Origin of the sequence: Nesterenkonia aethiopica, from assembly GCF_039534665.1 — a bacterium.
Classification (GTDB): Bacteria; Actinomycetota; Actinomycetes; order Actinomycetales; family Micrococcaceae; genus Nesterenkonia; species Nesterenkonia aethiopica.
In genome coordinates, this window is the sequence record NZ_BAAAVT010000001.1 from 230,632 (window position 1) to 254,187 (window position 23,556).

The following is a 23,556-nucleotide window of genomic DNA, read 5'->3' on the forward strand; positions in this document are numbered from 1 at the left end:
GGTCGGCGCCTGCACAGGTCGGCGATCCTGCCATCCGTGGGAGCATATGTGCTGATCACTGGGTCGGTCTCGTGAGGGTCAGGGAGCGCAGGCTCGTTCCAGACTCTGGACGATCGACCTCCGTCGGAGCAGAGGAGGACCAGGATGCGCGGAACCGGGCGCAGAATCCGAGCACGCAGGAACGGCAGGGTCGGCGGATCGACGGGCCCTCGGGCGGCGGGATCGACGGGCCTGACTGTGCTCGCCCTGCTGATGGGCGCCTGCGGGGCGACCAACGCCGGTGACGCAGGAGGCGCCGGTGACGCAGACGGCTCGGCGGAGGAGAGCTTCTCGATCGGTATCGCCCAGCCGGTCGCGCATCCCTCCCTGGACGCCACGCGCGAGGGCTTCAAGGAGGCGTTCGAGGAGGCCGGAGTGGAGGTGGACTGGGAGGAGCAGAATGCTCAGGGGGACGCGTCCACCGAGGCGACGATCGCCGCGCAGCTGGCGGGCGGGGGCCATGACCTCATCGCCACCATCGCCACCTCGCAGTCGCAGCAGGTGGCGACAGCCACTCAGGGCGGCGACACCCCGGTCCTGTTCATGGTGATCACGGATCCCGAGGCGGCGGGTCTGGTCGACTCCTGGGAGGAGCCTGGGGGACACATGACAGGGACCTCTGACCTGAACCCCGTGGATGATCAGCTCGAGCTGATCACCCGGGTCGACCCATCGGTGGAGACCGTGGGAATCCTCTACGCCTCGGGCGAGACGAATTCGCAGGTGCAGGTCGACCTGGCCGAGGAGGCCGCAGAGGAGCTGGGGCTCGACCTCCGGACGGCCACGGTGACGAATTCGGCGGAGGTCCAGCAGGGTGTCGAGTCGCTCGACGGGGTCGACGCGCTGTGGATCCCCACGGACAACGTGGTGGTCTCCGCCCTGGAGTCGGTGGTCCAGTTCAGCCAGCAGCGGCAGATCCCGCTGTTCTCCGCCGACGCCGATTCGGTGGAGCGGGGAGCGGTGGCCACCTATGGGGTCGATCACCACGCGATCGGACGGCAGTCCGGCCAGATGGCGCTGCGCATCCTGCTCGACGGCGAGGACCCGGCTGTGATGCCGGTGGAGACCGCAGAGGACCACGAGCTCCACGTCAATCCGGAGGCTGCTGAGTCGATGGGGCTGGAGATCCCGGCCGAGATCCTGGAGTCCGCGGGCGTCGTCGTGGGGGAGGGCTGACGCCCTGGTCAGCGCGATGAGGCCCCTTCGTCCTCAGCTGCTGAGGAGGTCTCGGCAGGCCCGCTGACAGGTGGGTCGACGGCGTGTCAGGCGTCACATCATCTCGATTAGGCGATGGGCCACGCTTGTGGTTAGGATGGATATCGCTGTTCGACGGAGTGAACGGAACGAGGCCCGCCGGTGACGGTGGGATAACGGGCCGAGAAGCTTCCTGGATGGCAGCTCGCGCGAGTGGCGGAATTGGTAGACGCGCTGGCTTCAGGTGCCAGTGCCTTCACGGGCGTGGGGGTTCAAGTCCCCCCTCGCGCACGAGCCGAGAGAAGGGCCCCGGAGGAATCTCCTCCGGGGCCCTTCTGCGTCTGCGAGGCAGAGAGACGGAACTCTGTGATGGTTGACACAGGGGCTTGCCATAAATAGTCTCTTGGGAAGACAAAACATGGGGTGGATCACATCGCGCCGACGAGGCGGGCCCGGCTCAGGTCGCCGCTCAGTGAGAGCGCTCCACTCCTGGATGTCTGACCGAGCACTCGATCTCAGGAGGAAACTCATGCCATCGCAGACCACCACGCGGCGACTCGCCGCCGCCCTGTGCACCGGGCTGTTGACGGTGTCACTGGGCGCGGCTGCCGCGCAGCCGGCTGCGGCCTACAGTCCGGACGGTGCGCAGGAGCAGAGCGCCCCGGGCAACTCCGGCAACGCCGGGCGCCCCGACAGCCCGGGCAACTCCGGCAACGCCGGGCGCCCCGACAGCCCGGGCAACTCCGGCAACGCCGGGCGCCCCGACAGCCCGGGCAACTCCGGCAATGCCGGACGCCCCGAGAATCCCGGCAAGCCGGACAATCCTGGGCGGCCTGGCGGTGACGACGCCGGGGCCGCGGAGTGCGCCTTCGCTCCGGAGGGCGGACGCACCGACTACGACGCCGGCCGGGACTCGCTGCGCGCCCACAGCGACGACGGCATCCGCATCGGCAATGTGGCGGCCGGCGGTGGCCACTTCGACGATGAGGGGAGCACCGACCCGTTCTTCGGGGAGGACGGCTACCAGGAGCATCTGGCTGCGGAGTACTCCTCGATCACTCATGAGAACTACCTCAAGTGGGAGTTCGTCCACCCCGAGGAGGGGGTCTACGACTTCGAGGCCGCCGACGCCGTCGTGGAGTTCGCCCAGGCTCATGACATGGACGTCCGAGGTCATGCGCTGTCCTGGCATTCGCAGAACCCCGACTGGCTGGAGGAGGGAGACCACAGCCCCGAAGAGCTCCGCGGGATCCTGGAGGACCACGTGCGGACTGTGGTCTCCCGCTATGCCGGCTGCATCCAGCAGTGGGATGTCGCCAACGAGATCTTCGGAGACGACGCCGACGCCACGATCCGCGACGAGGAGAACATCTGGATCCGCGAGCTCGGCGTCGAGGTCCTCGACGACGTCTTCCGCTGGGCCCACGAGGAGGATCCTGACGCGCTGCTGTTCTACAACGACTACAACGTCGACGGCGTCAACGCGAAGTCTGACGCCTACTACGACCTCGTCCAAGGTCAGCTGGAGCGCGGCGTCCCGGTCCACGGCTTCGGTGCCCAGACTCACCTGAGCATGAACTATGGCTTCGACGAGACCTACCAGGAGAACCTCGAGCGTTTCGACGCCCTGGGACTGTATACGGCCGTCACCGAGATCGACGTCCGCGGAGACGTCGGCGAGGACGACAGGATGAATGATGAGGACCGCGCCGGCGCTGCCGAACGGTTCGAGACCGTCCTGCAGGCCTGCCTGGAGGTGGATAACTGCAACTCGTTCACCATCTGGGGCACCTTGGACGCCCACAGCTGGGTGCCGGGGACCTTCCCGGGTGAGGGCGACGCGACCCTGCACGAGGGGGACTACGAGCGCAAGCCGACCTACTGCGTCATCCAGCGCACGCTGGTGGAGCATCAGGAGGGTGGAGACTCCTGGGCCGAGGACGCGGCCTTCGAGGAGTGCCGCGGCATCCTCGAGGAGGCCGGCGTCTGACGGACGCCGTGATCATCGGCCGACCCGAGGGCGTCTGGCCCGAGGATGACCGGCCGCCGAGCGCCGCTCGTGCGACGACGCCGGGGGGGCCCCACAGGGCGTCCCCGGCGTCGTCGTGTCGGCGTCGTCGTGTCGGCGTCGCCCAGACCAAGGACCGGTACGGGGCCCTGGTGTCAGCCTTTCCCAGACTCCATGCGCCGCTTCACATCGGCCGCATACTTGTCCACGTACTCCTGCCCGGAGAGGCGCATGATCTGATACATGATCTCGTCGGTCACCGCCCGTTGGGCGAAGCGGTCCTCGGCGTTGTCGTGATAGGCCTCGAAGGTCAGCGGCTCCCCGATGATCACGCCCACCCGGCGGATCGACGGGAGCTTCTTGCCGATGGGCTGGACCTTGTCCGTCCCGATCATCGCCACCGGGATGACCGGGGCCTGGGTCCGCAGGGCGAGACGGGCGACGCCGAGCTTGCCCCGGTACAGGCGTCCGTCCGGGCTGCGCGTACCTTCCGGATAGATGCCCAGCAGGGCGCCCTCGCGCAGGGCGCGCTCTCCGGCGTTGAGCGAGTCCTGGCTGGCTCGCCCTCCGGAGCGGTCCATGGGAATCTGCCCCGTGATGTCGAAGAACTTCCTGGTCACCCAGCCGGTGGGCCCCTGCTTGACGAAGTAGTCCTTCTTGGCGAGGAAGCGCACCGGTCGGGGGACCTTCACCGGCAGGAAGACGGAGTCCGAGAAGGACAGGTGGTTCGAGGCGAGGATCGCCGCACCCTCCGCCGGAATGTTGTCCAGCCCCTTGACCCAGGGGCGGAAGACGGCGTTGACCGCCGGGCCGACGGCGAAGGTCTTCGCGACGTAGTAGAACACGGGCCGAGGAGTCCTTCCTGGGCGGACGGGGGCAGTGACGACCGGAGAGGGCGGACCGCGCAGGGGCCCCGTCCTCATCCGAGCTCCACTGTAGTGCGTGGACCAGCGGCTACTGTGGTGCCATGCCTCACACGCGTGATGATCCCGAGCGGCCCGAGCCGGGCGCACCCGGAGTCCTCCTGCTCCACGGCTTCACCTCCACGCCCGCCTCGATGGAGCCGGTGGCCCAGGTGCTCCGAGAGGCGGGGTACGCCGTCGAGGTGCCCCTTCTGCCGGGGCACGGCACGCGATGGGAGGACCTGAATGCTACGTCTGCGGGGGAGATTCTGCGCGCTGCCCTCGCGGGCTGGGACCGCCTGGCGGCGCGACGGTCGCACGTCGCCGTCGTCGGACTCTCCATGGGTGGTGCGCTGGCGATGCATGTGGCCGCCCGGCGCGCGCCCTTCGCGGCCGTCACCATCAATCCCTGCCTGCGGCTCAAGCCCCTGCAGCTCGGGTTCGCTCGACTGGCCGGGGGAGTCCTGCCCTCAGTGGCGCCCGTGGCGGGCGACATCGCCAAACCTGGGGTGGTGGAGGAGGCCTATGACCGCACCCCCGTACGCGGCGTGGCCGTTCTCGGGCGGATCGTCGCCCACGTTCGTCGGGAGCTCGACCTCGTCCGCGCACCGGTGCTGCTGCTGAGATCGGCGACGGACAATGTCCTTCCTCGGGCCTCAGCCGATACTCTGGTGCACAGGATGGATCCGGGGAACCTGACCCAGGTGGTGCTGGAGCGCTCGCTCCACGTCGCCACCCTGGACCATGACGCCGACGCCGTCGGTCGGCTGACGCTCGAGTTCCTCGCCGCCGCGCGACGGGGCGAGGCGGAGGCGGGCCAGCCTATGACGCCGACACTCTCAGGGGAGGACGCATGACCCGACACCGTGATGACGAGCCCAGTGCCATCTTCAGCCGTGGAGGAGGTTCCCGGCCCGTGGGCCGAGCAGGCCAGGGGCCGCGCGACTGGTCCGTGGACCACGAAGCGCTCGAGGAGATCGACGACTTCCGGCCGCCCAATCCACGCAATCCGCTGGCCGGCGCCAAACCGGGGGTCGTACTCGGCGCCGTGCTGGCCGTCGGAGGACTCGTGGCTCTCCTGGTGCTGACCTGGCTGCCGGCGACGATGCCGTCCTGGACGGCCCCCGTGCTGATCGGTGTCATTCTGGCCGGCCTGGTCACCCTGTTCCTGCAGATGCCGCGCCACCGCAGCGGATCCGGCGACGGCGCGCAGGTGTAGTCGGACGCCTGAGGCCCGGACGCGCAGCGGGTCCGGAGCCCACGTGGACAGGACCCCGGTCGACTCATTAGTGTGAGTCGCACCACAAGGTCGTTACTACCTAGTAGAAATACCGGTCGGGGGCAGGCAACGAGCTCCCGGCCCGCCCCGGTCCGTCGACAGAGACAGAGGAGTCCCGTCGTGAAGGAAAACGTCGTTCCCCCGGCCATCGAGGTCCCTGCGGAGCTGAACACCACTGACCTGCTGGAGCGCCAGGTCGAGCAGGACCCGACCAACGTGCTCTTCGGGCGACAGCTGTCCCCGGGGGAATGGACCGACGTGACGGCCCGGGAGTTCCGCGACGACGTCGTGGCCCTGGCCAAGGGTCTTGTCGCTCGGGGCATCGATGAGGGCGGGCGGGTCGCGATCATGGCCCCGACCCGCTACGAGTGGACTCTGCTCGACTTCGCGATCTGGTACGCCGGCTGCATCACTGTGCCGATCTACGAGACGTCCTCGCCGGCGCAGGTGGCCTGGATCGTCGAGGACTCCGAGGTCAGCCTCGTCGTCGTGGATTCGGCCTCCCATGAGAAGGTCGTCGATCGCGCGGTCTCGCAGGAGAAGCTGCAGATCCCGGCCGGCGTGCTCCGCCTGGACAACGACGACCTGAATCAGCTGCGGGCGGCCGGGGCCGAGGTGGAGGACGCGGAGATCGAGCGACGGCGCTCGCGGGCGGGCCTGTCCGATCTCGCCACGATCATCTACACCTCCGGGACCACCGGCCGTCCGAAGGGCTGCGAACTCACCCATGGGAACTTCACCGAGCTGTCTCTGCAGACCACGCACTCGTTGGGGCACGTGGTCAACAAGGACTCCTCCACGGTGCTGTTCATCCCGCTGGCCCACGTCTTCGCCCGGTTCATCTCGGTGCTGTCCGTGGCGGCAGGCACCAGAGTCGGCCATACGGCCGACATCAAGGAGCTGGTGGACGACCTCGGCACCTTCCGGCCCACGTTCCTGCTGGCCGTGCCGCGCGTGTTCGAGAAGATCTACAACGCCGCGATGATGAAGGCCGAGTCCGAGGGCAAGGGCGGAATTTTCACCAAGGCGGCGCAGACGGCGATCGACTGGTCGAAGGCTCAGCAGGCCGGCAAGGTCCCCTTCGGGCTGAACTTGAAGCACAAGCTGTTCTCCAAGCTGGTCTACTCCAAGCTGCATGCCCGGATGGGAGGGCGGGTGACGCATGCCGTCTCGGGCGGCAGTCCGCTCGGGGCGCGGCTGGGGCACTTCTTCCACGGCATCGGGGTGATGATCATGGAAGGCTACGGTCTCACCGAGACCACCGCCCCGATCACGGTCAACACGCCGGAGAACTACAGGATCGGCACCGTCGGAGTTCCCCTGCCGGGCTGTGCCGTCCGGATCGCCGACGACGGCGAGGTGCTGGGCAGGGGCGTCTGCGTCTTCAGCGGCTACCGCAATCGCCCTGAGCTCAAGGACGAGGCCTTCACCGAGGACGGCTGGTTCCGCACCGGCGACCTGGGGTCGCTGGACGATGACGGCTTCCTGACCATCACCGGGCGGAAGAAGGAGATCCTGGTGACGGCGGCGGGCAAGAACGTCGCCCCGGCCCAGCTGGAGGACCAGATCCGTGCGGACGCGATCGTCTCCCAGGTGGTCGTCGTCGGCGACGGGCGACCGTTCGTCGCCGCTCTGGTGACCTTGGACGGAGAGACGCTGCCGCAGTGGCTCGAGCGGCACGGGATCGACCCGGAGACGCCCATGGGAGAGCTCATCCGGCGGGAGGAGATCGTTGCGCACGTCCAGTCGGTGGTGGATCGGGCCAACGAGTCGGTCTCCCGCGCGGAGTCGATCCGCACGTTCCGGCTCCTGGAGGAGGACTTCACGATCGAGTCCGGCCATCTGACGCCGTCGATGAAGATCAAGCGTCCGAGCGTCATGAAGGACTACGCGGAGGTCGTCGACGACCTGTATGCCCAGGCGGCCGCCGACCGGAAGGACTGACCCGGGGATCGGCGGGCGCGGCGGTCGGCCCAGGGCTGTGGCGCGTCAGTCCAGAATCTGGACTGCCCATGGTCGCATTGGGCCGGCCGCCGACGCCGGGCTAGGCTGGTGACGTGACTACTACGCCAGAGAAGACCCCCGTCCAGACCCCGTTGACCGCGCCCGGAGAGATCCTCCACACCGGTGCCGCCGACTATCCGGGTCTCGACGAGTGGCGCCGACTGCCGATCAGACAGCAGCCGGACTGGCGTGACCACCCGGACTTCGACGCCGCCGTCGGTGAACTCTCCTCGAACCCTCCGCTGGTCTTCGCCGGTGAGGTGGACAAGCTGAAGCGACGGCTGGCCAAGGTGGCTCAGGGCGAGGCATTCCTCCTGCAGGGCGGTGACTGCGCCGAGACCTTCGCGGGTGCGACCGCCGACAAGATCAGCGCTCGGGTGAAGACTCTGCTGCAGATGGCCGTGGTGCTGACGTACGGCGCTTCATTGCCCGTGGTGAAGATGGGCCGCATGGCCGGCCAGTTCGCCAAGCCCCGTTCCTCGGACATGGAGACCCGGGGGGAGGTGACCCTGCCGAGCTTCCGTGGGGAGATCATCAACGGGTTCGACTTCACCGAGGAGAGCAGGCACCCGGACCCCAAGCGGATGGTGCAGGCCTACCACACCTCTGCGGCCACGCTGAACCTGGTGCGGGCCTTCACCGAGGGCGGATTCGCCGACCTGCGGGCCGTCCAGCAGTGGAACAAGGGCTTCATGGAGAACCCTGCCCACGCGCGCTATGAGTCCATCGCTGGCGAGATCGACCGCGCCGTGAGGTTCATGGAGGCCTGCGGGGCCGACTTCGACGGTCTGAAGCGCACCGAGTTCTACGCCGCCCATGAGGCGCTGCTGCTCGACTATGAGCGCGCACTGACCCGTATCGACTCCCGCACCGGCGAGCCGTATGTGACCTCCGGGCACTTCGTGTGGATCGGAGAGCGCACCCGCGAGCTCGACGGCGCACACGTGGACTACCTCTCCCGAGTGCACAACCCTCTGGGCGTGAAGCTGGGCCCGGGCACCACCCCGGAGGACGCCCTCGCACTGATCGACAAGCTCGACCCGCAGCGCGATCCGGGTCGACTGACCTTCATCACGCGGATGGGGGCCAAGAACATCCGGGAGAAGCTTCCGCCGCTGGTCGAGGCCGTCCGGGACTCGGGGGCGAAGGTCGTCTGGGTCACCGACCCGATGCACGGCAACACCATCACCGCCAAGAACGGCTACAAGACGCGGCAGTTCGACGATGTCATGGACGAGGTCCGCGGCTTCTTCGAGGTGCATCGCTCTCTGGGCACCTACCCCGGTGGCCTGCACGTGGAGATGACCGGTGACGACGTCGCCGAGTGTCTCGGCGGTTCGGACATCATCGACGAGTCGGCCTTCGACTCTCGCTACGAGTCGCTGTGCGACCCCCGACTGAACCACAAGCAGTCCCTTGAGATGGCCTTCCTGGTGGCGGAGGCGCTCACCCAGGTGAAGTGATCTGATCCCTGCCGTCGCCACCTCGCCCGGCCTGCCCGTGTGGGCGGGCCGGGCGTCTCAGTCGCCCCGGAGCAGCTCGGCCAGCAGCGCCGAGGGCTCGGGGGCGTCGCCGTCTCCGAGGCTGGGGATCAGGTCCGGACTGAGCCCCAGATACCAGGCGAAGAGCACCAGCAGAGCACCGCAGATCATGATCACGGCGATCGTCAGCCAGGTGCGTGTGGGCGTCGGCCGGTCCAGGTCCACCAGCGGTCGCTGGCGTCTGCGCCGATCATCGCCGGACGACTCCGTGCGTCGACGCAGCCAGGTGGCCGGTCCACGCGCGAAGGTCCCGTCCTCGTGATCGGCATCCCCCGCCTCCGGGTCTCGAACGGGCCGTGGAGCGCCGACCGCGGAGAACTCAGACGTCGGCTCGGCCGGCCCGTGGCCGGAGGAGGTGGGCCGTACCGGCGACATCACCGACGTCGCCTCGTCATGCTGGCCGGAGGTGAGGACCTGCTCACCGTCCTGGCCGGCGCCCGAGAGGTCCTCAGTGCCTACGTCGCCCGCGCCGGTGGCCTCCGGCAGGCGGAAGGCCTCGGTGGGAACCTCGGCCACGGTCTGTCGTTCGTCCTCATCGAGGGTGGCACCGGAGCGGGCATGCAGCAGGGCTGCGGCCACGTCGTCGTCCCAAACGTCCGATTCCACGCGGGTGGGGAACTCTTCCTGGGCGCTGAGCGCGACGGTGGCGTCAGGATCCTGGGGAGTGGGGCCTGCGCCGGCGTCCGTCGGTGAAGCGTCCGATCCCGTCCGAGTCTCGGCCCCCTCGCCCGGTGCGGAGGGGAGCGCAGATCCCGCGGCCCCGGGGATGACCGCCGTGCCGGCGGGATCGGCCCCCGGGCGCAGCTCTTCGGCGGGGTGGTCTGCGCCGACCGGCTGATGGTCCAGCTCCTCGTTGGTCAGTCCTTCGCGGCACCTGACCACCAGTGCGAGCAGCCCGTCGGCATGCTTGGGCCGTTCCTCGACGGCGGGGCGTGTGGCCGCCCGGACGATCTCGTCCAGGGCGGAGGAGAGCCCGGGCACCGTGGATGAGGGCGCAGGGACGGTGGAGTTCACGTGCTGGAAGGCCACCCGGACCGGGGAGTCCCCGGTGTAGGGCTGCACGCCGGTGAGCATCTCATAGAGCAGGATCCCCACGGCGTAGATGTCCGCCCGTTCGTCGGCGCCCTCCCCGGAGAGGAGCTCGGGGGAGATGTAGGCGACTGTGCCCATGAGCGTGCTGGTGCCCGAGTGGTGGGTGGCGGCCCGGGCGAGCCCGAAGTCGGCGAGTTTGATCCGTCCGTCGCGGGAGACGAGCACGTTCTCCGGTTTGATGTCGCGGTGCACCAGCCCCGCCCGGTGGGCGGCGCCGAGGCCCTGCAGGATGGCTTCCGCGTAGGTCAGTGCCAGCCGAGGAGTCATGGGGCCGCGTTTGAGCAGCGTCCGCAGCGTCGCTCCGGGGACGTGCTCCATGACCAGGTAGGCGGTCTCTCGGGTCTGGCCCTGGTCCAGGACCTGGACGACGTTCGGATGCGAGATCAGGGCAGCGTTGCGAGCCTCCTGTTCGAAGCGCTCGACGACCTTGCGGTCCTCCGCCATGTGCGGGAAGAGCACCTTGAGGGCGACGTGACGGCCCAGGCGGGCGTCGCGCGCCAGATAGACCGTGGACATGCCGCCGCGGGCCACCCGGTCTTCGATCTCGTAACGTCCGTCGACGGTGGTGCCGATCCACGGATCCGACTGTTCGGTGCTCACTGGGTCCAGCCTAGCGAAGTCCCGGCGGTGCTCATCGGTTGCGCCGCACCAGTCGGTCGCTGACCTCCTGGAAGTCGTCGAGCACGTCCTCGGCGACGCCGGCACCTCGCAGCCTGGCGACCTCTGCGGCGCTGGTCTCCAGCAGGCCGTCGATGGTGCGCTCCACCTCGGCGACGGCGCCCGAGCCGGTGAGGATCTCCCGTGCCCTGGCCACGGCGTCCGCGGAGAGCTCAGGGTCACCGAGCATGGTCTCCAGCTCGGCCGCGTCGTCCGCGGAGGAGCGGAAGAGGCCGTAGGCGACGAGCTCGGTCCGTTTGCCCTCACGGAGATCGTCTCCCACGGGCTTTCCGGTGGTCTCGGGATCGCCGAAGACGCCGAGCAGGTCGTCGCGCAGCTGGAACGCCTCGCCCACGGGCAGCGCGGCGGCGGCCAGACCGCTGCGAAGGGCCTCAGGCGCACCAGCCAGCGCTGAGCCCAGGACGACGGGGTGCTCGGTCGAGTACCGGGCCGCCTTGTAACGCACGACCCGGCGAGCTCGGTCGATCGCCTGGGCCTCATCGGGGGCGGGCCCGGCCACTTCGGCCAGGACATCGAGGTACTGGCCGGAGATCACCTGCGTGTGCATCTGCTGGAAGCTCCGGCGCGCCGCGTGCAGAGGTTCCTCGGCGCCGTGGAGCGTCGTGGCCTCGACGAGTGCCCCGGCGAAGGACTCACCTGCCCAGGACAGCGCCAGATCGCCGGTGAGGATGGCGGCCGCGGTGCCGAAGTGCCCCTCGTCCCCGGCCAGACGCTCGTCGCGGTGCAGGGTCTCGAACCGGCGATGCGTGCTGGGCAGTCCCCGGCGGGTGTCGGAGCGGTCGATGACGTCGTCATGGACGAGGGCGGCCGCCTGGAAGAGCTCCAAGGACACACAGAGGCTGTCCAGCGCCGGGTGGGAGGCCGCGTCACCGCCGGCGGCCCGCCATCCCAACCACGCCAGCACGGGGCGGAGTCGTTTGCCGCCACGTGCCATCGCCTCCAGGGAGTCGGCCAGCGGGGCGGCCTCCGGAGCGATGGCGGCCACCTCGGACCTGTGGGAGCTCAGCCGGGCGGCGACGCAGGCGGTGACGTGGGCGATGAAGTCCGAAGTCCGCACGCGGGAGACCTCCTGGTGGTGGGGCGATGGGGCCGGTGACGCCGGGTGGCCGGCGCGGCGGATGCCAGCCTATCCGGTCCGCCGAGTTCTGCCAGGGTCTGTCGGGAGGCGGCCGGTGCGCTGTCGGGGACTCGGCTGGGGGCGGGAGCTGTGGGGCGGCGGAGCGGGTGGGGCGACGGGCGTCACGTGTCGGAGGACCTGAGTACTCTGGGAGCATGCAGGCACAGCAAACCCGGCAGCCGGAGCGGACGCCCCGGGTCCTGGCCCATGTCGACATGGACGCCTACTTCGTCGAGGTGGAGTTGCTGGATCGCCCTGAGCTGCGCGGCCGCAAGCTCATCGTGGCCCAGGGCTCTGGACGCTCGGTCGTGCTCTCGGCCTCCTACGAGGCCCGCGCCGACGGTGTCCGCTCCGCAATGCCGCTGGCCCGCGCAAGGCAGCTCAGCCCGCAGGCGCTGGTGCTGGCCCCGCATCAGTCCCGTTACCGTGAGATCTCCCAGGAGATCATGACGTACTTCTCTACGGTGACGGACACGGTGGAGCAGCTCAGCGTCGACGAAGCCTTCCTGGACCTCACCGGCGCCCGACGGCGACTGGGGTCTCCGGCAGAGATCGGAGCCCGGATTCGGCGAGAGATCCGGGAGATCTTCGGGCTCCCTTGCACGGTCGGCATCGCGGACCGCAAGTTCATCGCCAAGATCGCCTCCACCAGGGCCAAGCCGGACGGAATGCTTGTGGTGCCGCCGGCGCGGCGCCTGGAGTTCCTGCACAGCCTGCCGGTGAGGGCGCTGTGGGGAGTGGGCGGACGCACGGCAGAAGTGTTGGAAGGCCTGGGGATCACCACCGTACGACAGCTGGCGGAGACGCCTGAGGACCTGCTTCGTCGGCGGTTGGGCGTCGCCGGCGCACAGCTGAGACGCCTGGCCTGGGGAGACGACGAACGCGAGGTGGAGACTCAGCGCGAGGAGAAGAGCATCGGTGCGGAGGAGACGTTCGCTGAGGACGTGTCGTCGACGGAGGCGCTGCACGAGGAGATTCTGCGGCTCAGCCATCGCATCGCGGCCCGGCTCCGCGCGGCAGGGCTGTCGGCGCAGGGCGTCAGCCTGAAGCTGCGGTATCGCGACTTCGAGACTCTGACTCGCAGCACCACACTGACTCACCCGACGCAGTCGGCGCTGACCATCCGTACCCGGGCTGCGGGCCTTCTGGATCGTCTGGGAGCCCGCCCCCAGCCGGTCCGGCTCATCGGTGTGCGGGCTGAGCGGCTCAGCCGCGAAGGGGGTGCGCTGCAGCTCAGCTTCGACCGCGCGGAGACCAACTGGATCGATGCGGAGAACGTCCTGGATGCGGTGGCGCGCCGGTTTCCGGGGGCCGCCGTGGGTCCTGCCTCGCTGCTGCGTCCCGAGGGGCACGGCAGCGAGGAGGGGACCAGCCAGGGCAGACCGAGCGGCCGTGACGCGGGCACGGAGTGATCCCTGCTGAGCCGGCCCGGCGGCAGTGTGACAGCCTCTCAGCGGCACCTCTGGGCCGTGTGCGACGCGAAGGCCCTCGGCGCCGCGGTGCAGCAGCCGCTCCGGTTCGCACCCGCTCCGACTTGGGAGGGGAGCGAGTCTGAACGCCCGCTGGACGGACGGTCACAGCACGGTCACGGGGCGGATCACAGCTAGGTCTCGGGCGTGGCGAGACGGTAGAATGAGATTCCAGGCGAACCAGCTTGGACGCTGGGCGAAGAAGGACGTCCAGGGACAGCGACCGCCGGCGACTGCAAGGAGCCTCACGATGCCACTCTCGGAGCGAGAACAGCGCATGCTGAAGGAACTGGAGGAGCAGCTCCAGTCTGAGGATCCCAGCTTCGCGACCTCGATGCAGGAAGTCCCCACCGGGAAGGTGAACATCCGGAACCTGGTGCTGGGCCTTCTCGTGGCCGTGCTGGGTCTCGTCGTCCTGCTCTTCAGCATCTACAGCCAGTGGATTCCGGTCGGCGTCGTCGGATTCCTCGTCATGGGTGCGGGTGTCTACTTCGCGACCACCGGTGGGGCCAACAGTGGCGGGTCATCCCGCGGCGGCTCCGGCGGCGACGGCGGCGGGGGAGGCGGAGGCGGCCCCCGCGGCACGACTCCGAGCCCGTCGGGCTCGTTCATGAGCGGCCTCGAGCAGCGCTGGGAAGAGCGGCGTCGTCAGGAATGACGCCGCGTCACCGGTCACGGCCGTCGCCACGGCGTCGGCCGTGAGTGAGGCGTGAGCGACCGTCCCGCGGGACAGCGGCTGATCCGAGCGACTCCGCGACCTCCGCAGCTCACCGTGTGAAGGCACATTCCGCGCGGGACGGTGCCCCGTTCGGCGGCGTCGCGTGAGATGGCTGTGATATCGCAAGCCCTCCTGGGAACTCTCCCGGGAGGGCTTTCCTGTGCCTGCGGGCCACGCGGCGGGGTGGCAGACGCGCGAGGTGATCGGGGCCCTGGGTGAACGAGGCCCTGGGTGAATGAGTCCGTGGGTGAATGAGTCCGTGGGTGAACGAGGTGCTGGGTGGCACTGGATCATGCCCTGGGTGACCTGCGCTGCTCGTGCATGGTCGCGATCCGCCGTGTCCCGTCCCGGTGACCGGCGCTCTTCGCCGTCCTCCTCCACTCTCCTCCACCTTTCCTCCACTGTCGCGGTCTCAGGACCCCCGCGCCGTGGTCTCCGGCGCGTCAGATGCCGGCTCGAGCCCGTGTCCGGGCTGCTGCGTCCCGTCCGCGGGGGTGGGGGAGCGCAGGGTCCTCCACCTCCCTTCACCGTGCCCCACGGCTCAGATCCTCACGAAACTGCAGGTCAGAAGGGTTCATGGGTTGCTCGGCGCCGTCGGTGGGGGTTGTCGAGGCGACGCGTGGGGGCGATTGGGTTGAAAGTGGGGGAAAGTGGGGTAAAGTGGAGGGCGTCAGAGGGAAGAGGGTTCCTGGAGGGCGAGACTGCACGGACATGTGAGGCGGTGGGCGCTGTGTTCCTCGGCACCTACACCCCGCGCATGGACGAGAAGGGTCGTCTGATCCTGCCCGCGAAATACCGTGACGAGCTGGCTGACGGCCTGGTCCTCACCCGCGGGCAGGAGCGGTGCATCTACGTGTTCAGCACGGACGAGTTCCGGAACGTGCACCGGCAGATGCGACAGGCCCCACTGACCTCTCGGCAGGCACGTGACTACATCCGCGTGTTCCTGTCCGGAGCTTCGGATGAGGCTCCGGACAAGCAGGGCCGCATCACGATCCCGGCGGCGCTGCGGGAGTACGCGGGACTCGATCGTGATGTCACGGTGATCGGTGCGGGGGACCGTGCCGAGATCTGGGACAGCGCGGCATGGAACTCCTACCTGGAGGAGAAGGAGTCCGAGTTCTCGTCGACCGACGAGGAGGCGATCCCCGGAATCTTCTAGGAGCACGGTCCAGGTGCACGGCGTCCCGATGGCGCCGCAGCGGACCGAGCACCGTGCGAAACGACGAACAGGCGAGAGGGTCCTTGGGCGAGTTCTCCAGCCGCTCCGAAGGCATCCTGACATCTCTTCCCCGGTGTCAGGCGGCCTCGGCGCGGAGGGGGAGCTGGATCAAGGATCCTCTCCGGCATCTGGAGGCGAACATGGCTGAGCGGGCCACCGGCGACCGGCACGTCCCGGTCCTGCGCGACCGCTGCATCGAGCTGCTGCTCGGCGGCGTGGCTGCGGTCCGTGCCGCCGGCAGTCGGCCCGTGGTCATCGACGCGACGCTGGGCATGGGCGGGCACGCCGAGGCGCTCCTGGCGGCCGACGAGGACGTCCGGGTCATCGGTCTCGATCGCGACACCGAGGCGCTCGCGCTGGCCGGTGACCGCCTGGCTGTCCACGGCGACCGGTTCCGCGGCGTCCGTACCGTCTACGACCGTGCGGACGAGGTCGCCCGTGAGCAGCTGAGCTCCGACGAGGGTCTCGCCGGGATCCTGTTCGACCTCGGCGTCTCCTCCCTGCAGCTGGACGAGGCCGATCGTGGGTTCGCCTATTCCTACGATGCCCCGCTGGACATGCGCATGGACGCCGCCGAGGACTCCGCGGATGAGACCGCCGCCGAGCTCCTGGCGCGGATCCCCGAGCCGGAGCTGCGCCGGATTCTCAAGGAGTACGGCGAGGAGCGCTTCTCCGGGCGCATCGCCGGGCGGATCGTCGCGCGCCGCGCTGAGCGCCCCTTCCTGACCACCGGTGACCTGGCCGCCGTCGTCGATGCCGCGGTGCCCGCCGCGAGCAAGCGAACCGGCGGACACCCCGCCAAGCGGACGTTCCAGGCTCTGCGCATCGCCGTCAACCGGGAGCTCGACGTCCTCGAGGACGCGGTCCCGCGAGCCATGGACGCGCTCGACCTCGGTGGTCGCCTCGTGGTGCTCAGCTACCACTCTCTGGAGGACCGGCTGGTCAAGCAGGCCGTCGCCGCACGGACGAAGTCCTCCGCGCCGCCCGGCCTCCCGGTGGAGCTGGAGGAACACCGACCGACATTTCGGGCGGTCACCCGGGGCGCGGAGGTCCCGGATGCCACAGAGATGGCGGAGAACCCGCGAGCCGCCTCCGCGAAACTGCGATCAGCTGAGAAGATCAGGGCGAGGAGGACCACGCGATGAGCACACAGGCTGTTCCCGAGTGGGAACTGTCAGCGACGCCCTCACCGGACAAGAAGCCGTCGTCTCTGGGCACCGCAGCACCGACCCTGCGGGCCCTGCCCAAGGTGCGTCGGCACCACCGCGGTCTCACTGCGGGCATCATCGCTCTGATGGTGGCTGCCCTCGCCGTCGTCCTGGCGATCAACATCCACGTCTCCAACACCCAGTACCGCGTGGTGGAGCTCACGCAGCAGCACCAGCTCCTCACCCAGCAGAACCAGGCTCTCGAGCAGCAGGTCCTGCACCTGCAGTCACCCCAGGTGCTCTCTGACAACGCCGTCTCTCTGGGCATGGTCATGCCTGCGGCAGCGGGCGCCTTCGAACTGGACGGCGGGACCGTCACTGGTCCCGCAGAGGCCGCCGACTCGTCCGACCGGCCCTCGAGCTTCGTCTCCACCCCGGTCCAGCCGGGAGATGAGGCCGCGCCCTCCCTGGACGTCGCAGAGGAGGCCGGCGGGGCGCCTGCCGGCTTGCTCGGCTCCGGCGCGTTGAACACCCTGACCCAGCCGACCCCGGGGCACAATGGTCAGCAGGCGGACAGCGAGTCCGCCGCCGACGACGGACGCGGGTTCAGCCCCGACCGGCTCAATGGCGGGACGATCCCCGCGCCCGGCCTCGACTGACCAGCCGGCCGGCCGTCTGTCCCGCCGGCGTCCTCACCGGACGCCGACCGACGAGCAGATCCCGGAGGTCCGCAGCAGCGATGGTGACGACTCAGAGCGTGGACGATCGTCGCACGCGTGATGGACGACTCATGTCCCAGCGCATGCGCATCGGACTCGCCGCCCTCGTCGCTCTGCTGCTCGTCCTCGGGGTGCGCCTCTTCCATGTCCAGGGGCTCGATCCCTCGGGCCATGCGCAGGCCGCTGTGTCCGAACGCCTCCGCAGCGTGCCCCTTCCCGCCGAGCGCGGTGAGATCCTCGACGTCGACGGGCGCACCCTGGCGACCAGCGTCCAGCGCTACGACCTGGTCGTCGATCAGCGGCTCATCGATGACTTCCGGGTCCGGGACGAGGTCACCGGGCTGTGGACGACGATGCCGTTGGAGACTGCGATCTCCGACCTGGCCTCGATCCTGGATGCGGAGCCGGAAGACCTGGCCGAGCGCATGGAGGGAGATCGGGCCTACTCCGTGGTCGCCCGGTCCGTGACCCCCGACGAACGCAGCAGGGCCTTGGATCTGGACATCCCTGGCCTGTACGCGGAGCCGGTCTCCCAACGGACCTATCCTGCGGGTGCCGTCGCCGGATCGATCCTCGGGTTCGTGGGCTCCGACGGCACTCCGCTGGACGGCATCGAGCTCGCCCAGGACTCGGCGCTGTCCGGCACGGACGGTGAGCGCACGTTCGAGATCGCCGGCGACGGGGTGAGGATCCCCACGGCCACGTTCGAGGAGATTCCGGCCGAGGACGGGCAGGACGTGCGCCTGACCATCGACCAGGACCTGCAGTGGTTCGCCCAGGAGGCCATCGCTCAGAAGGCCAACGAGTACAGCGCCCTGTGGGGCAATGTGACCGTGATGGACGTGCGGACCGGAGAGATCATGGCCATGGCCGACTCCGAGACGGTGGACCCGGCCGATCCCGGGGCCACGGACGAGCTGTTCCGCCGACCGCTGGCCCTGACCCAGGACTTCGAGCCCGGCTCCACAGGTAAGGGGATCACCTTCGCTGCGGCGCTCGAAGAGGGAGCGGTGGCGCCCACCGACGCGTTCACGGTGCCGAACCGGCAGGAGTTCGACGGCCAGGTGATCAACGACTCGATGCGGCACGAGACCTTCGACATGACGGCGGCCGGCATCTTCGCCCGTTCCTACAACACCGGCACGGTCATGATCGGCAACGAGCTCACGGAGCAGGAGCGCTATGACTGGATGCGGCGAGTCGGCATCGGCGAGGACATCGACGTCGGCCTGACCTCGTCCGCGACTTCGGTCCTGCGCTCCCCGGAGGAGTGGGACGCCAGGCAGCCCTTCACGACCCAGTTCGGCCAGGGGTACACGACGACGGTCCTGCACAACATCAGTCAGTTCCAGACCTTCGCCAACGACGGCGTCCGCGTGGACCCCCAGCTCATCGACGCCTACATCGATCCGGACGGATCCGAGCACCCCGTCGAGAGCGGTTCGGAGAGGATCTTCTCCTCGGAGACCTCGCAGGAGATGCTCAGGCTGATGGAGGGCGTGGTGGACCACGGGACCGCCACGGGCGCCCAGATCCCGGGCTATCGTGTGGGCGGGAAGACCGGCACCGGGCAGGCGGCCGGAGAGGGCGGCGGCTTCGACGGGCATACGACGTCCTTCATCGGGGTCGCCCCGTTGGACGACCCGCAGTATCTGGTGGCCGTCACAGTGCATCGGCCCCAGGGCGAATGGCGGGACTGGACCGTGGTGGACACGTTCTCCGAGGTGATGTCCCACGTCCTGAGCACGCGGAACGTCCCGCCGTCGGGCGAGGAGTCGGAGTCCTACGACGCCTTCACCGGTGACGACCAGGACCGGCCATGGTGACTCGGTCCGACGGCGCCTGCGTCCCCCTGCAGGGCGCTGACGGGGCATCACGGCGGGTGTCATGCATATCGCATCGTGCCGGCGAGGCCGTCGGCGCCGAGCCGTGATACAACTTTCAACGGTCCGGCCCACAGGCGGAACCACCCCTCATCCCCCCATGATCATCGACCGACCGGAACGAGAGGCCCGATGCCCAGCTCACACACCCCGCTCTCCGTCGCGGAGCAGGACAGCGTGTTCAGGCCCCGCCACGTGGCGGGAACCACAGTGGGTCGACTGGCCGAGGAGCTTCAGGCGACGGGCCATGAGCCGCTGCTGACTCCGGTGGGTCGGCGCGAGCACGAGACGCTGCTCACGGGCGCGGCGATGAATCCCCACGCCGTGGGGGAAGGTGACCTCTTCGTTGCCGTCAGCGGCGCCCGCGCCCACGGCGCGGACTTCATTCGTCAGGCGGTGGAGGCCGGGGCGACGGCCGTGCTGACCGACGCCGTCGGCGCGGACAAGGTGCGTGAGCAGGTCGGGTATCGGCTCCCGGTGCTGCAGGTGGAGGACGTCCGCCAGGCCGCGGGCCCCGCCGCCGCGGTGATCTACGGAAACACGCAGGACTCGGGGCCGTCCCTGTTCGGTGTGACCGGAACGAACGGGAAGACCACCACCACGTACTTCCTGCGCTCCCTGCTCGATACGCTGCACGGGAGGCGAGGACGGCGCACCGGGCTCATCGGCACCATCGAGATCGGTGCCGGCCAGGAGACGATCCCCTCGCAGCTGACCACGCCGGAGGCGGTGCAGCTGCACAGCCTCATGGCGCTCTTCCGGGAGCGTGACGTCGCCGCGGCCGCCATGGAGGTCTCCTCCCATGCGATCAGCTATCGGCGCACGGCGGGGCTCCATTACGACGTCGCCGGCTTCACGAACCTCACCCAGGACCACCTGGACCTGCACGGGTCCATGGAGGAGTATTTCGCCACCAAGGCCGAGCTGTTCACCCGCCGCAGGACGAGGACGTCCGTGATCACGGTGGACGACCCGTGGGGCCATCAGATGGCCTCGGTGGCCACCGGCCGGGTCGTCACCCTGGCCACGGCGGGCCAGGCCGCGGAGGTGGACTGGGAGGTGGTCGACGTCGTGCCCGACGGCATGGGGCACCGCTTCACCCTCCATCACGCCCGCAGCGGGGCACGCATCAGAACCCGTACCGGCCTGCCGGGACTCTTCAACGTCTCCAACGCCGCACTGGCGGCTGTCATGGTCCTTGAGGCTCCGGATGTGCCCTTCACCCGCGAGGAGGTCGTCGACGCCCTTGAATCGGACCCGTTCACCATCTCCGTGCCGGGCCGGATGCAGGTCATCTGCGAGTCGCCGGCGGCGATCGTGGACTTCGCCCACAACCCGGATGCGATGATCCGCACCCTTGACGCAGTGGCCGCCACGAAGGGGGAGGGCCGGATCATTCTGGTCATCGGCGCCGCGGGGGATCGGGACCGTTCGAAGCGTCCCACCATGGGTGCGATCGCCGTCCGCATGGCCGATCATGTCATCGTCAGCGACGACGACCCCCACGGCGAGGACCCGGCACAGATCCGGGACGACGTCATGGCGGGGGCCCGCGAGGCCGTGGAGTCCGGTGGGCTGACCACTGTTCTGGAGGAGATCTGGCCGCGGGCCGAGGCGATCGAACGGGCCGTGGCCTCGGCGTCGCCGCGGGACACGGTGATCCTGGCCGGGCGCGGCCATGAGATCCACCAGGACTTCGACGGCGACCACCGACCGATCGACGATCGCGTCGAGCTCCGCGAGGCGCTGCTGCGCCATGGTCACCGGCCTCTGGAGATCCAGGACAGCACGGTCCAGGACAGCACGCCGTCCGGCCGTGCCCACGCGCCGGACGACGCCGGCTGAGCCCGCCCGCCGCCCGCGGCGCCTTCCGGGCGCGGTGGGCGCGCTTTCGACCTGACCGCCACGACCCCCACAGATCGGACCCGAGACAGCATGATCGAGCTCTCTGCGGCGGAGATCGCCGAGATCACCACCGGCCGCCTCGTCGGCATCGACGACCCGCAGGCGGTGATCGCCTCGGCGGCAGACACCGATTCACGCGCCATGGAGCCCGGCGCCCTGTTCATCGCCAAGCCGGGCGAGACCACCGACGGTCATCTCTTCATCGATGCTGCCCTGGCCGCCGGCGCGGTGCTGGTGCTGGCCGAGCGAGAGACGACTGACCCTCACGGCCGGACCCACCCTGCGGTCATCGTCGACGACGTCGTTGCGGCGATGGGCCGGCTCGCCGCGGAGATCGTCCGCCGGATCCGCGCGCATTCGCCGACCACCGTCATCGGCATCACCGGATCGGCGGGCAAGACCACCACCAAGGACCTGCTCAAGGGGATCCTCGAGGAGGAGGGGCCCACCGTCGCCCCGCAGGGCTCCTACAACGGCGAAGTGGGTGTGCCCCTGACGGTGTTCACCGCCTCGCTGGACACTCGGCACCTCGTCGTGGAGATGGGGGCCGACGGCCCAGGGAACATTCGGTATCTGGCGCAGATGGTGCGTCCCGACATCGGGGTGGTCCTGATGGTCGGTTCGGCCCATGCCGGCAAGTTCGGCGGGGCCGACCGGATCGCGGAGGTCAAGCAGGAGCTGGTGGAGGAGGTCGGCCCCGAGGGGACGGTCGTGCTCAACGACGACGACGCCCAGGTGCGCCGGATGGCCGACGCGTCCTCCGCGCCGGTCACCTGGTTCTCCTCCGACTCGATGGATGCGCTGCCGGGGGCGGTGACAGCACGGGACGTCCGCCTGGACGAGGAGGGGCACCCCCATCTGACCTTGGCCTTCGGTGAGGAGGTCCACGAGCTCGCCAGCGGACTGACCGGCGTCCACCACGTGACCAACATCTTGGCCGCCGCCGCGGCCGCCCGTGCGGCGGGCGTGGCCCCTGCGAGCATCGCGGCCCGTCTTGAGGGCCGGGGCCCGGGGAGCCGGTGGCGCATGGAGCGCACCGAGCGGCCCGACGGCGTGACCGTCATCAACGATGCCTACAACGCCAACCCGGAGTCGATGCGCGAGGCGCTGCGCACTCTGGCGATGATCACCCGACCTACGGGTCGACGGTCCGTGGCCGTGCTCGGCGCCATGTTGGAGCTGGGTGAGGAAGCGATCATCCGCCACACGCAGCTCGGGGAGACGGTGGTCCGGCTCAACATCGATCGCACCCTGGTGGTCGGCGAGGAGGCCTATCCGCTCTACCGCGGGGCCGTTGCGGAGGGAAGCTGGGGCTCCGAGGTCCACTGGGTGGCCACGGTCGAGGAGGCCGAGGCCCATCTGGACCAGGAGCTGAGCGCCGGGGACGTCGTGTTGTTCAAGTCGTCGAACAGTGCAGGACTTAGACTGCTGGGAGACCGGATCGCCGCGAAGGGGTCCGCGGACGTCGACGGCGGGAAGGCAGGTGGCTCGTGGTAGCAGTGGTGATCGGCTCTGTGCTGGGCCTTGTCCTGACTCTTCTGGGCACCCCCTTGTTCATCCGGCTGCTGGTCAAGCGCGGCTACGGACAGTTCATCCGCGACGACGGCCCGACGTCCCACCACGTCAAGCGCGGCACCCCCACCATGGGCGGTGCGGTGATCCTGATCGCGGTGGTCGTCGCCTACTTCCTGGCGCACCTGTTCATGCTGCTCACCCGGGAGCAGACGTCGGGGCCCAGCGCCTCAGGGCTGCTGCTGCTCCTGCTGATGGTCGGCATGGGACTGGTGGGCTTCGCGGACGACTTCGCGAAGATCTCCCGGAAGCAGTCCCTGGGGCTGACTCCCTGGGCCAAGATCACCGGCCAAGGCGTGGTGGGCGTGCTGTTCGCCGTCCTGGCCCTGAACTTCCCGGACCACCGGGGCATCACGCCCGGGTCCACGGCGATCTCCTTCGTGCGGGAGACGGTGATCGATCTGGCCTTCGCCGGCCCGGTGCTCGGGGCGATCCTGTTCGTCATCTGGGCGAACCTCATCGCCACCGCCACCACCAACGGGGTGAACCTCACAGATGGGCTGGACGGCCTGGCCGCCGGTGCGACGGCGATGGTCACGGCGGCCTATACGATCATGTCGATCTGGCAGTCCAACCAGACCTGCGGTGCCGTGCGCGCCGTGGACAGCGTGTGCTACCAGGTCCGCGACCCCATGGACATGGCGCTGCTCGCCGGGATCATCACGGGCGCCCTGATCGGGTTCCTGTGGTGGAACACCTCGCCGGCGAAGATCTTCATGGGCGACACGGGATCGCTGGCACTGGGCGGCGCTCTCGCCGCCTTCGCGATCCTGACGCACACGCAGCTGCTCTTCATCATCCTGGGCGGGCTGTTCGTGCTCATCACCCTGTCGGTGATCATCCAGGTGGGCTACTTCAAGATCTCCGGCGGGCGACGGGTGTTCCTGATGGCGCCGCTGCAGCACCACTTCGAGCTCAAGGGCTGGGCGGAGGTGACCGTGGTGGTCCGCTTCTGGATCGTCGGGGCACTGGCGGTCGGTCTGGGCCTGGCAGTGTTCTACGGAGAGTGGGTGCTCACCCAGTGAGCGTCGGGCAGGACAGCGCGCACGGCGCCCCGGACGGCGAC

Annotated in this window: 18 protein-coding genes and 1 tRNA gene; 16 read left to right on the forward strand and 3 right to left on the reverse strand. The window is 69.3% G+C overall.

Features of this window, described 5'->3' with window-relative positions; translation table 11 throughout:
- Positions 1–237 precede the first annotated feature (237 nt).
- From ABD658_RS01010 to ABD658_RS01020, 3 genes are all read left to right on the forward strand, one after another.
- Complete coding sequence (locus ABD658_RS01010) at positions 238–1,215, forward strand: ABC transporter substrate-binding protein (RefSeq protein ID WP_344683471.1); 978 nt, start codon at positions 238–240, stop codon at positions 1,213–1,215.
- Positions 1,216–1,440: 225 nt separating this feature from the next.
- Positions 1,441–1,524: transfer RNA gene (locus ABD658_RS01015), tRNA-Leu, on the forward strand.
- Between the two features lie 238 nt (positions 1,525–1,762).
- Complete coding sequence (locus ABD658_RS01020; RefSeq protein ID WP_344683469.1) at positions 1,763–3,223, forward strand: endo-1,4-beta-xylanase; 1,461 nt, start codon at positions 1,763–1,765, stop codon at positions 3,221–3,223.
- 173 nt (positions 3,224–3,396) lie between these two features.
- On the opposite strand, the gene ABD658_RS01025 is transcribed toward ABD658_RS01020, so the two are convergent.
- Entirely contained in the window at positions 3,397–4,086 is a 690-nt protein-coding gene (locus ABD658_RS01025; protein WP_344683467.1) for a lysophospholipid acyltransferase family protein, read from the reverse strand.
- Between the two features lie 122 nt (positions 4,087–4,208).
- On the opposite strand from ABD658_RS01025, the gene ABD658_RS01030 reads away from it, so the two are divergent.
- From ABD658_RS01030 to ABD658_RS01045, 4 genes are all read left to right on the forward strand, one after another.
- Positions 4,209–5,000: an alpha/beta hydrolase gene (locus ABD658_RS01030; RefSeq protein WP_085437117.1), complete on the forward strand. Its 792-nt coding sequence runs from the start codon at positions 4,209–4,211 to the stop codon at positions 4,998–5,000.
- A complete protein-coding gene (locus ABD658_RS01035) occupies positions 4,997–5,362 on the forward strand; it encodes a hypothetical protein (RefSeq protein WP_070161713.1) in 366 nt (121 codons plus the stop codon). Before ABD658_RS01030 ends, ABD658_RS01035 begins: the two co-directional genes overlap by 4 nt.
- Positions 5,363–5,542: 180 nt before the next feature.
- The gene (locus tag ABD658_RS01040) at positions 5,543–7,366 is read left to right on the forward strand and encodes an AMP-dependent synthetase/ligase (protein WP_344683464.1); all 1,824 of its coding nucleotides are present in this window, start codon (positions 5,543–5,545) and stop codon (positions 7,364–7,366) included.
- Between the two features lie 152 nt (positions 7,367–7,518).
- Complete coding sequence (locus ABD658_RS01045) at positions 7,519–8,889, forward strand: class II 3-deoxy-7-phosphoheptulonate synthase (RefSeq protein ID WP_344743658.1); 1,371 nt, start codon at positions 7,519–7,521, stop codon at positions 8,887–8,889.
- 57 nt (positions 8,890–8,946) lie between these two features.
- On the opposite strand, the gene ABD658_RS01050 is transcribed toward ABD658_RS01045, so the two are convergent.
- Together ABD658_RS01050 and ABD658_RS01055 are read right to left on the reverse strand one after the other, a co-directional pair.
- Positions 8,947–10,659: a protein kinase domain-containing protein gene (locus tag ABD658_RS01050; RefSeq protein ID WP_344683462.1), complete on the reverse strand. Its 1,713-nt coding sequence runs from the start codon at positions 10,657–10,659 to the stop codon at positions 8,947–8,949.
- Between the two features lie 31 nt (positions 10,660–10,690).
- The gene (locus ABD658_RS01055) at positions 10,691–11,794 is read right to left on the reverse strand and encodes a polyprenyl synthetase family protein (RefSeq protein WP_344683460.1); all 1,104 of its coding nucleotides are present in this window, start codon (positions 11,792–11,794) and stop codon (positions 10,691–10,693) included.
- Positions 11,795–12,009: 215 nt separating this feature from the next.
- Here ABD658_RS01055 and dinB point away from each other — a divergent pair, with 215 nt between their 5' ends.
- From dinB to mraY, 9 genes are all read left to right on the forward strand, one after another.
- Positions 12,010–13,266, forward strand: coding sequence for a DNA polymerase IV (dinB, locus tag ABD658_RS01060; RefSeq protein ID WP_344683458.1), 1,257 nt, complete (start codon positions 12,010–12,012; stop codon positions 13,264–13,266).
- A gap of 307 nt (positions 13,267–13,573) precedes the next feature.
- Positions 13,574–13,981, forward strand: a complete 408-nt coding sequence (locus ABD658_RS01065; protein ID WP_085437113.1) for a DUF3040 domain-containing protein — start codon at positions 13,574–13,576, stop codon at positions 13,979–13,981.
- A gap of 790 nt (positions 13,982–14,771) precedes the next feature.
- Positions 14,772–15,203, forward strand: a complete 432-nt coding sequence (mraZ, locus tag ABD658_RS01070) for a division/cell wall cluster transcriptional repressor MraZ (protein WP_344683676.1) — start codon at positions 14,772–14,774, stop codon at positions 15,201–15,203.
- 200 nt (positions 15,204–15,403) lie between these two features.
- Positions 15,404–16,408, forward strand: coding sequence for a 16S rRNA (cytosine(1402)-N(4))-methyltransferase RsmH (gene rsmH, locus ABD658_RS01075; RefSeq protein ID WP_344683456.1), 1,005 nt, complete (start codon positions 15,404–15,406; stop codon positions 16,406–16,408).
- Positions 16,405–17,070, forward strand: coding sequence for a cell division protein FtsL (gene ftsL / locus ABD658_RS01080; RefSeq protein WP_344683454.1), 666 nt, complete (start codon positions 16,405–16,407; stop codon positions 17,068–17,070). Before rsmH ends, ftsL begins: the two co-directional genes overlap by 4 nt.
- Positions 17,071–17,201: 131 nt before the next feature.
- Positions 17,202–18,956, forward strand: coding sequence for a peptidoglycan D,D-transpeptidase FtsI family protein (locus ABD658_RS01085; RefSeq protein WP_344683452.1), 1,755 nt, complete (start codon positions 17,202–17,204; stop codon positions 18,954–18,956).
- 189 nt (positions 18,957–19,145) lie between these two features.
- A complete protein-coding gene (locus ABD658_RS01090; RefSeq protein ID WP_344683450.1) occupies positions 19,146–20,858 on the forward strand; it encodes a Mur ligase family protein in 1,713 nt (570 codons plus the stop codon).
- Between the two features lie 90 nt (positions 20,859–20,948).
- Complete coding sequence (locus ABD658_RS01095; RefSeq protein ID WP_344683447.1) at positions 20,949–22,415, forward strand: UDP-N-acetylmuramoyl-tripeptide--D-alanyl-D-alanine ligase; 1,467 nt, start codon at positions 20,949–20,951, stop codon at positions 22,413–22,415.
- Positions 22,409–23,515, forward strand: coding sequence for a phospho-N-acetylmuramoyl-pentapeptide-transferase (gene mraY / locus ABD658_RS01100; protein WP_311023921.1), 1,107 nt, complete (start codon positions 22,409–22,411; stop codon positions 23,513–23,515). The genes ABD658_RS01095 and mraY overlap by 7 nt, the downstream gene beginning before the upstream one ends.
- The last annotated feature ends 41 nt before the right edge of the window (positions 23,516–23,556 follow it).

Excerpts from the sequence above, each read along its gene's own strand:
- ABD658_RS01020 (WP_344683469.1), top strand. The coding sequence starts at position 1,763 with ATGCCATCGCAGACCACCACGCGGCGACTCGCCGCCGCCCTGTGCACC.
- ABD658_RS01030 (WP_085437117.1), top strand. The coding sequence starts at position 4,209 with ATGCCTCACACGCGTGATGATCCCGAGCGGCCCGAGCCGGGCGCACCC.
- ABD658_RS01035 (WP_070161713.1), top strand. The coding sequence starts at position 4,997 with ATGACCCGACACCGTGATGACGAGCCCAGTGCCATCTTCAGCCGTGGA.
- dinB (WP_344683458.1), top strand. The coding sequence starts at position 12,010 with ATGCAGGCACAGCAAACCCGGCAGCCGGAGCGGACGCCCCGGGTCCTG.
- ABD658_RS01065 (WP_085437113.1), top strand. The coding sequence starts at position 13,574 with ATGCCACTCTCGGAGCGAGAACAGCGCATGCTGAAGGAACTGGAGGAG.
- rsmH (WP_344683456.1), top strand. The coding sequence starts at position 15,404 with ATGGCTGAGCGGGCCACCGGCGACCGGCACGTCCCGGTCCTGCGCGAC.
- ftsL (WP_344683454.1), top strand. The coding sequence starts at position 16,405 with ATGAGCACACAGGCTGTTCCCGAGTGGGAACTGTCAGCGACGCCCTCA.
- ABD658_RS01085 (WP_344683452.1), top strand. The coding sequence starts at position 17,202 with ATGTCCCAGCGCATGCGCATCGGACTCGCCGCCCTCGTCGCTCTGCTG.
- ABD658_RS01090 (WP_344683450.1), top strand. The coding sequence starts at position 19,146 with ATGCCCAGCTCACACACCCCGCTCTCCGTCGCGGAGCAGGACAGCGTG.
- ABD658_RS01095 (WP_344683447.1), top strand. The coding sequence starts at position 20,949 with ATGATCGAGCTCTCTGCGGCGGAGATCGCCGAGATCACCACCGGCCGC.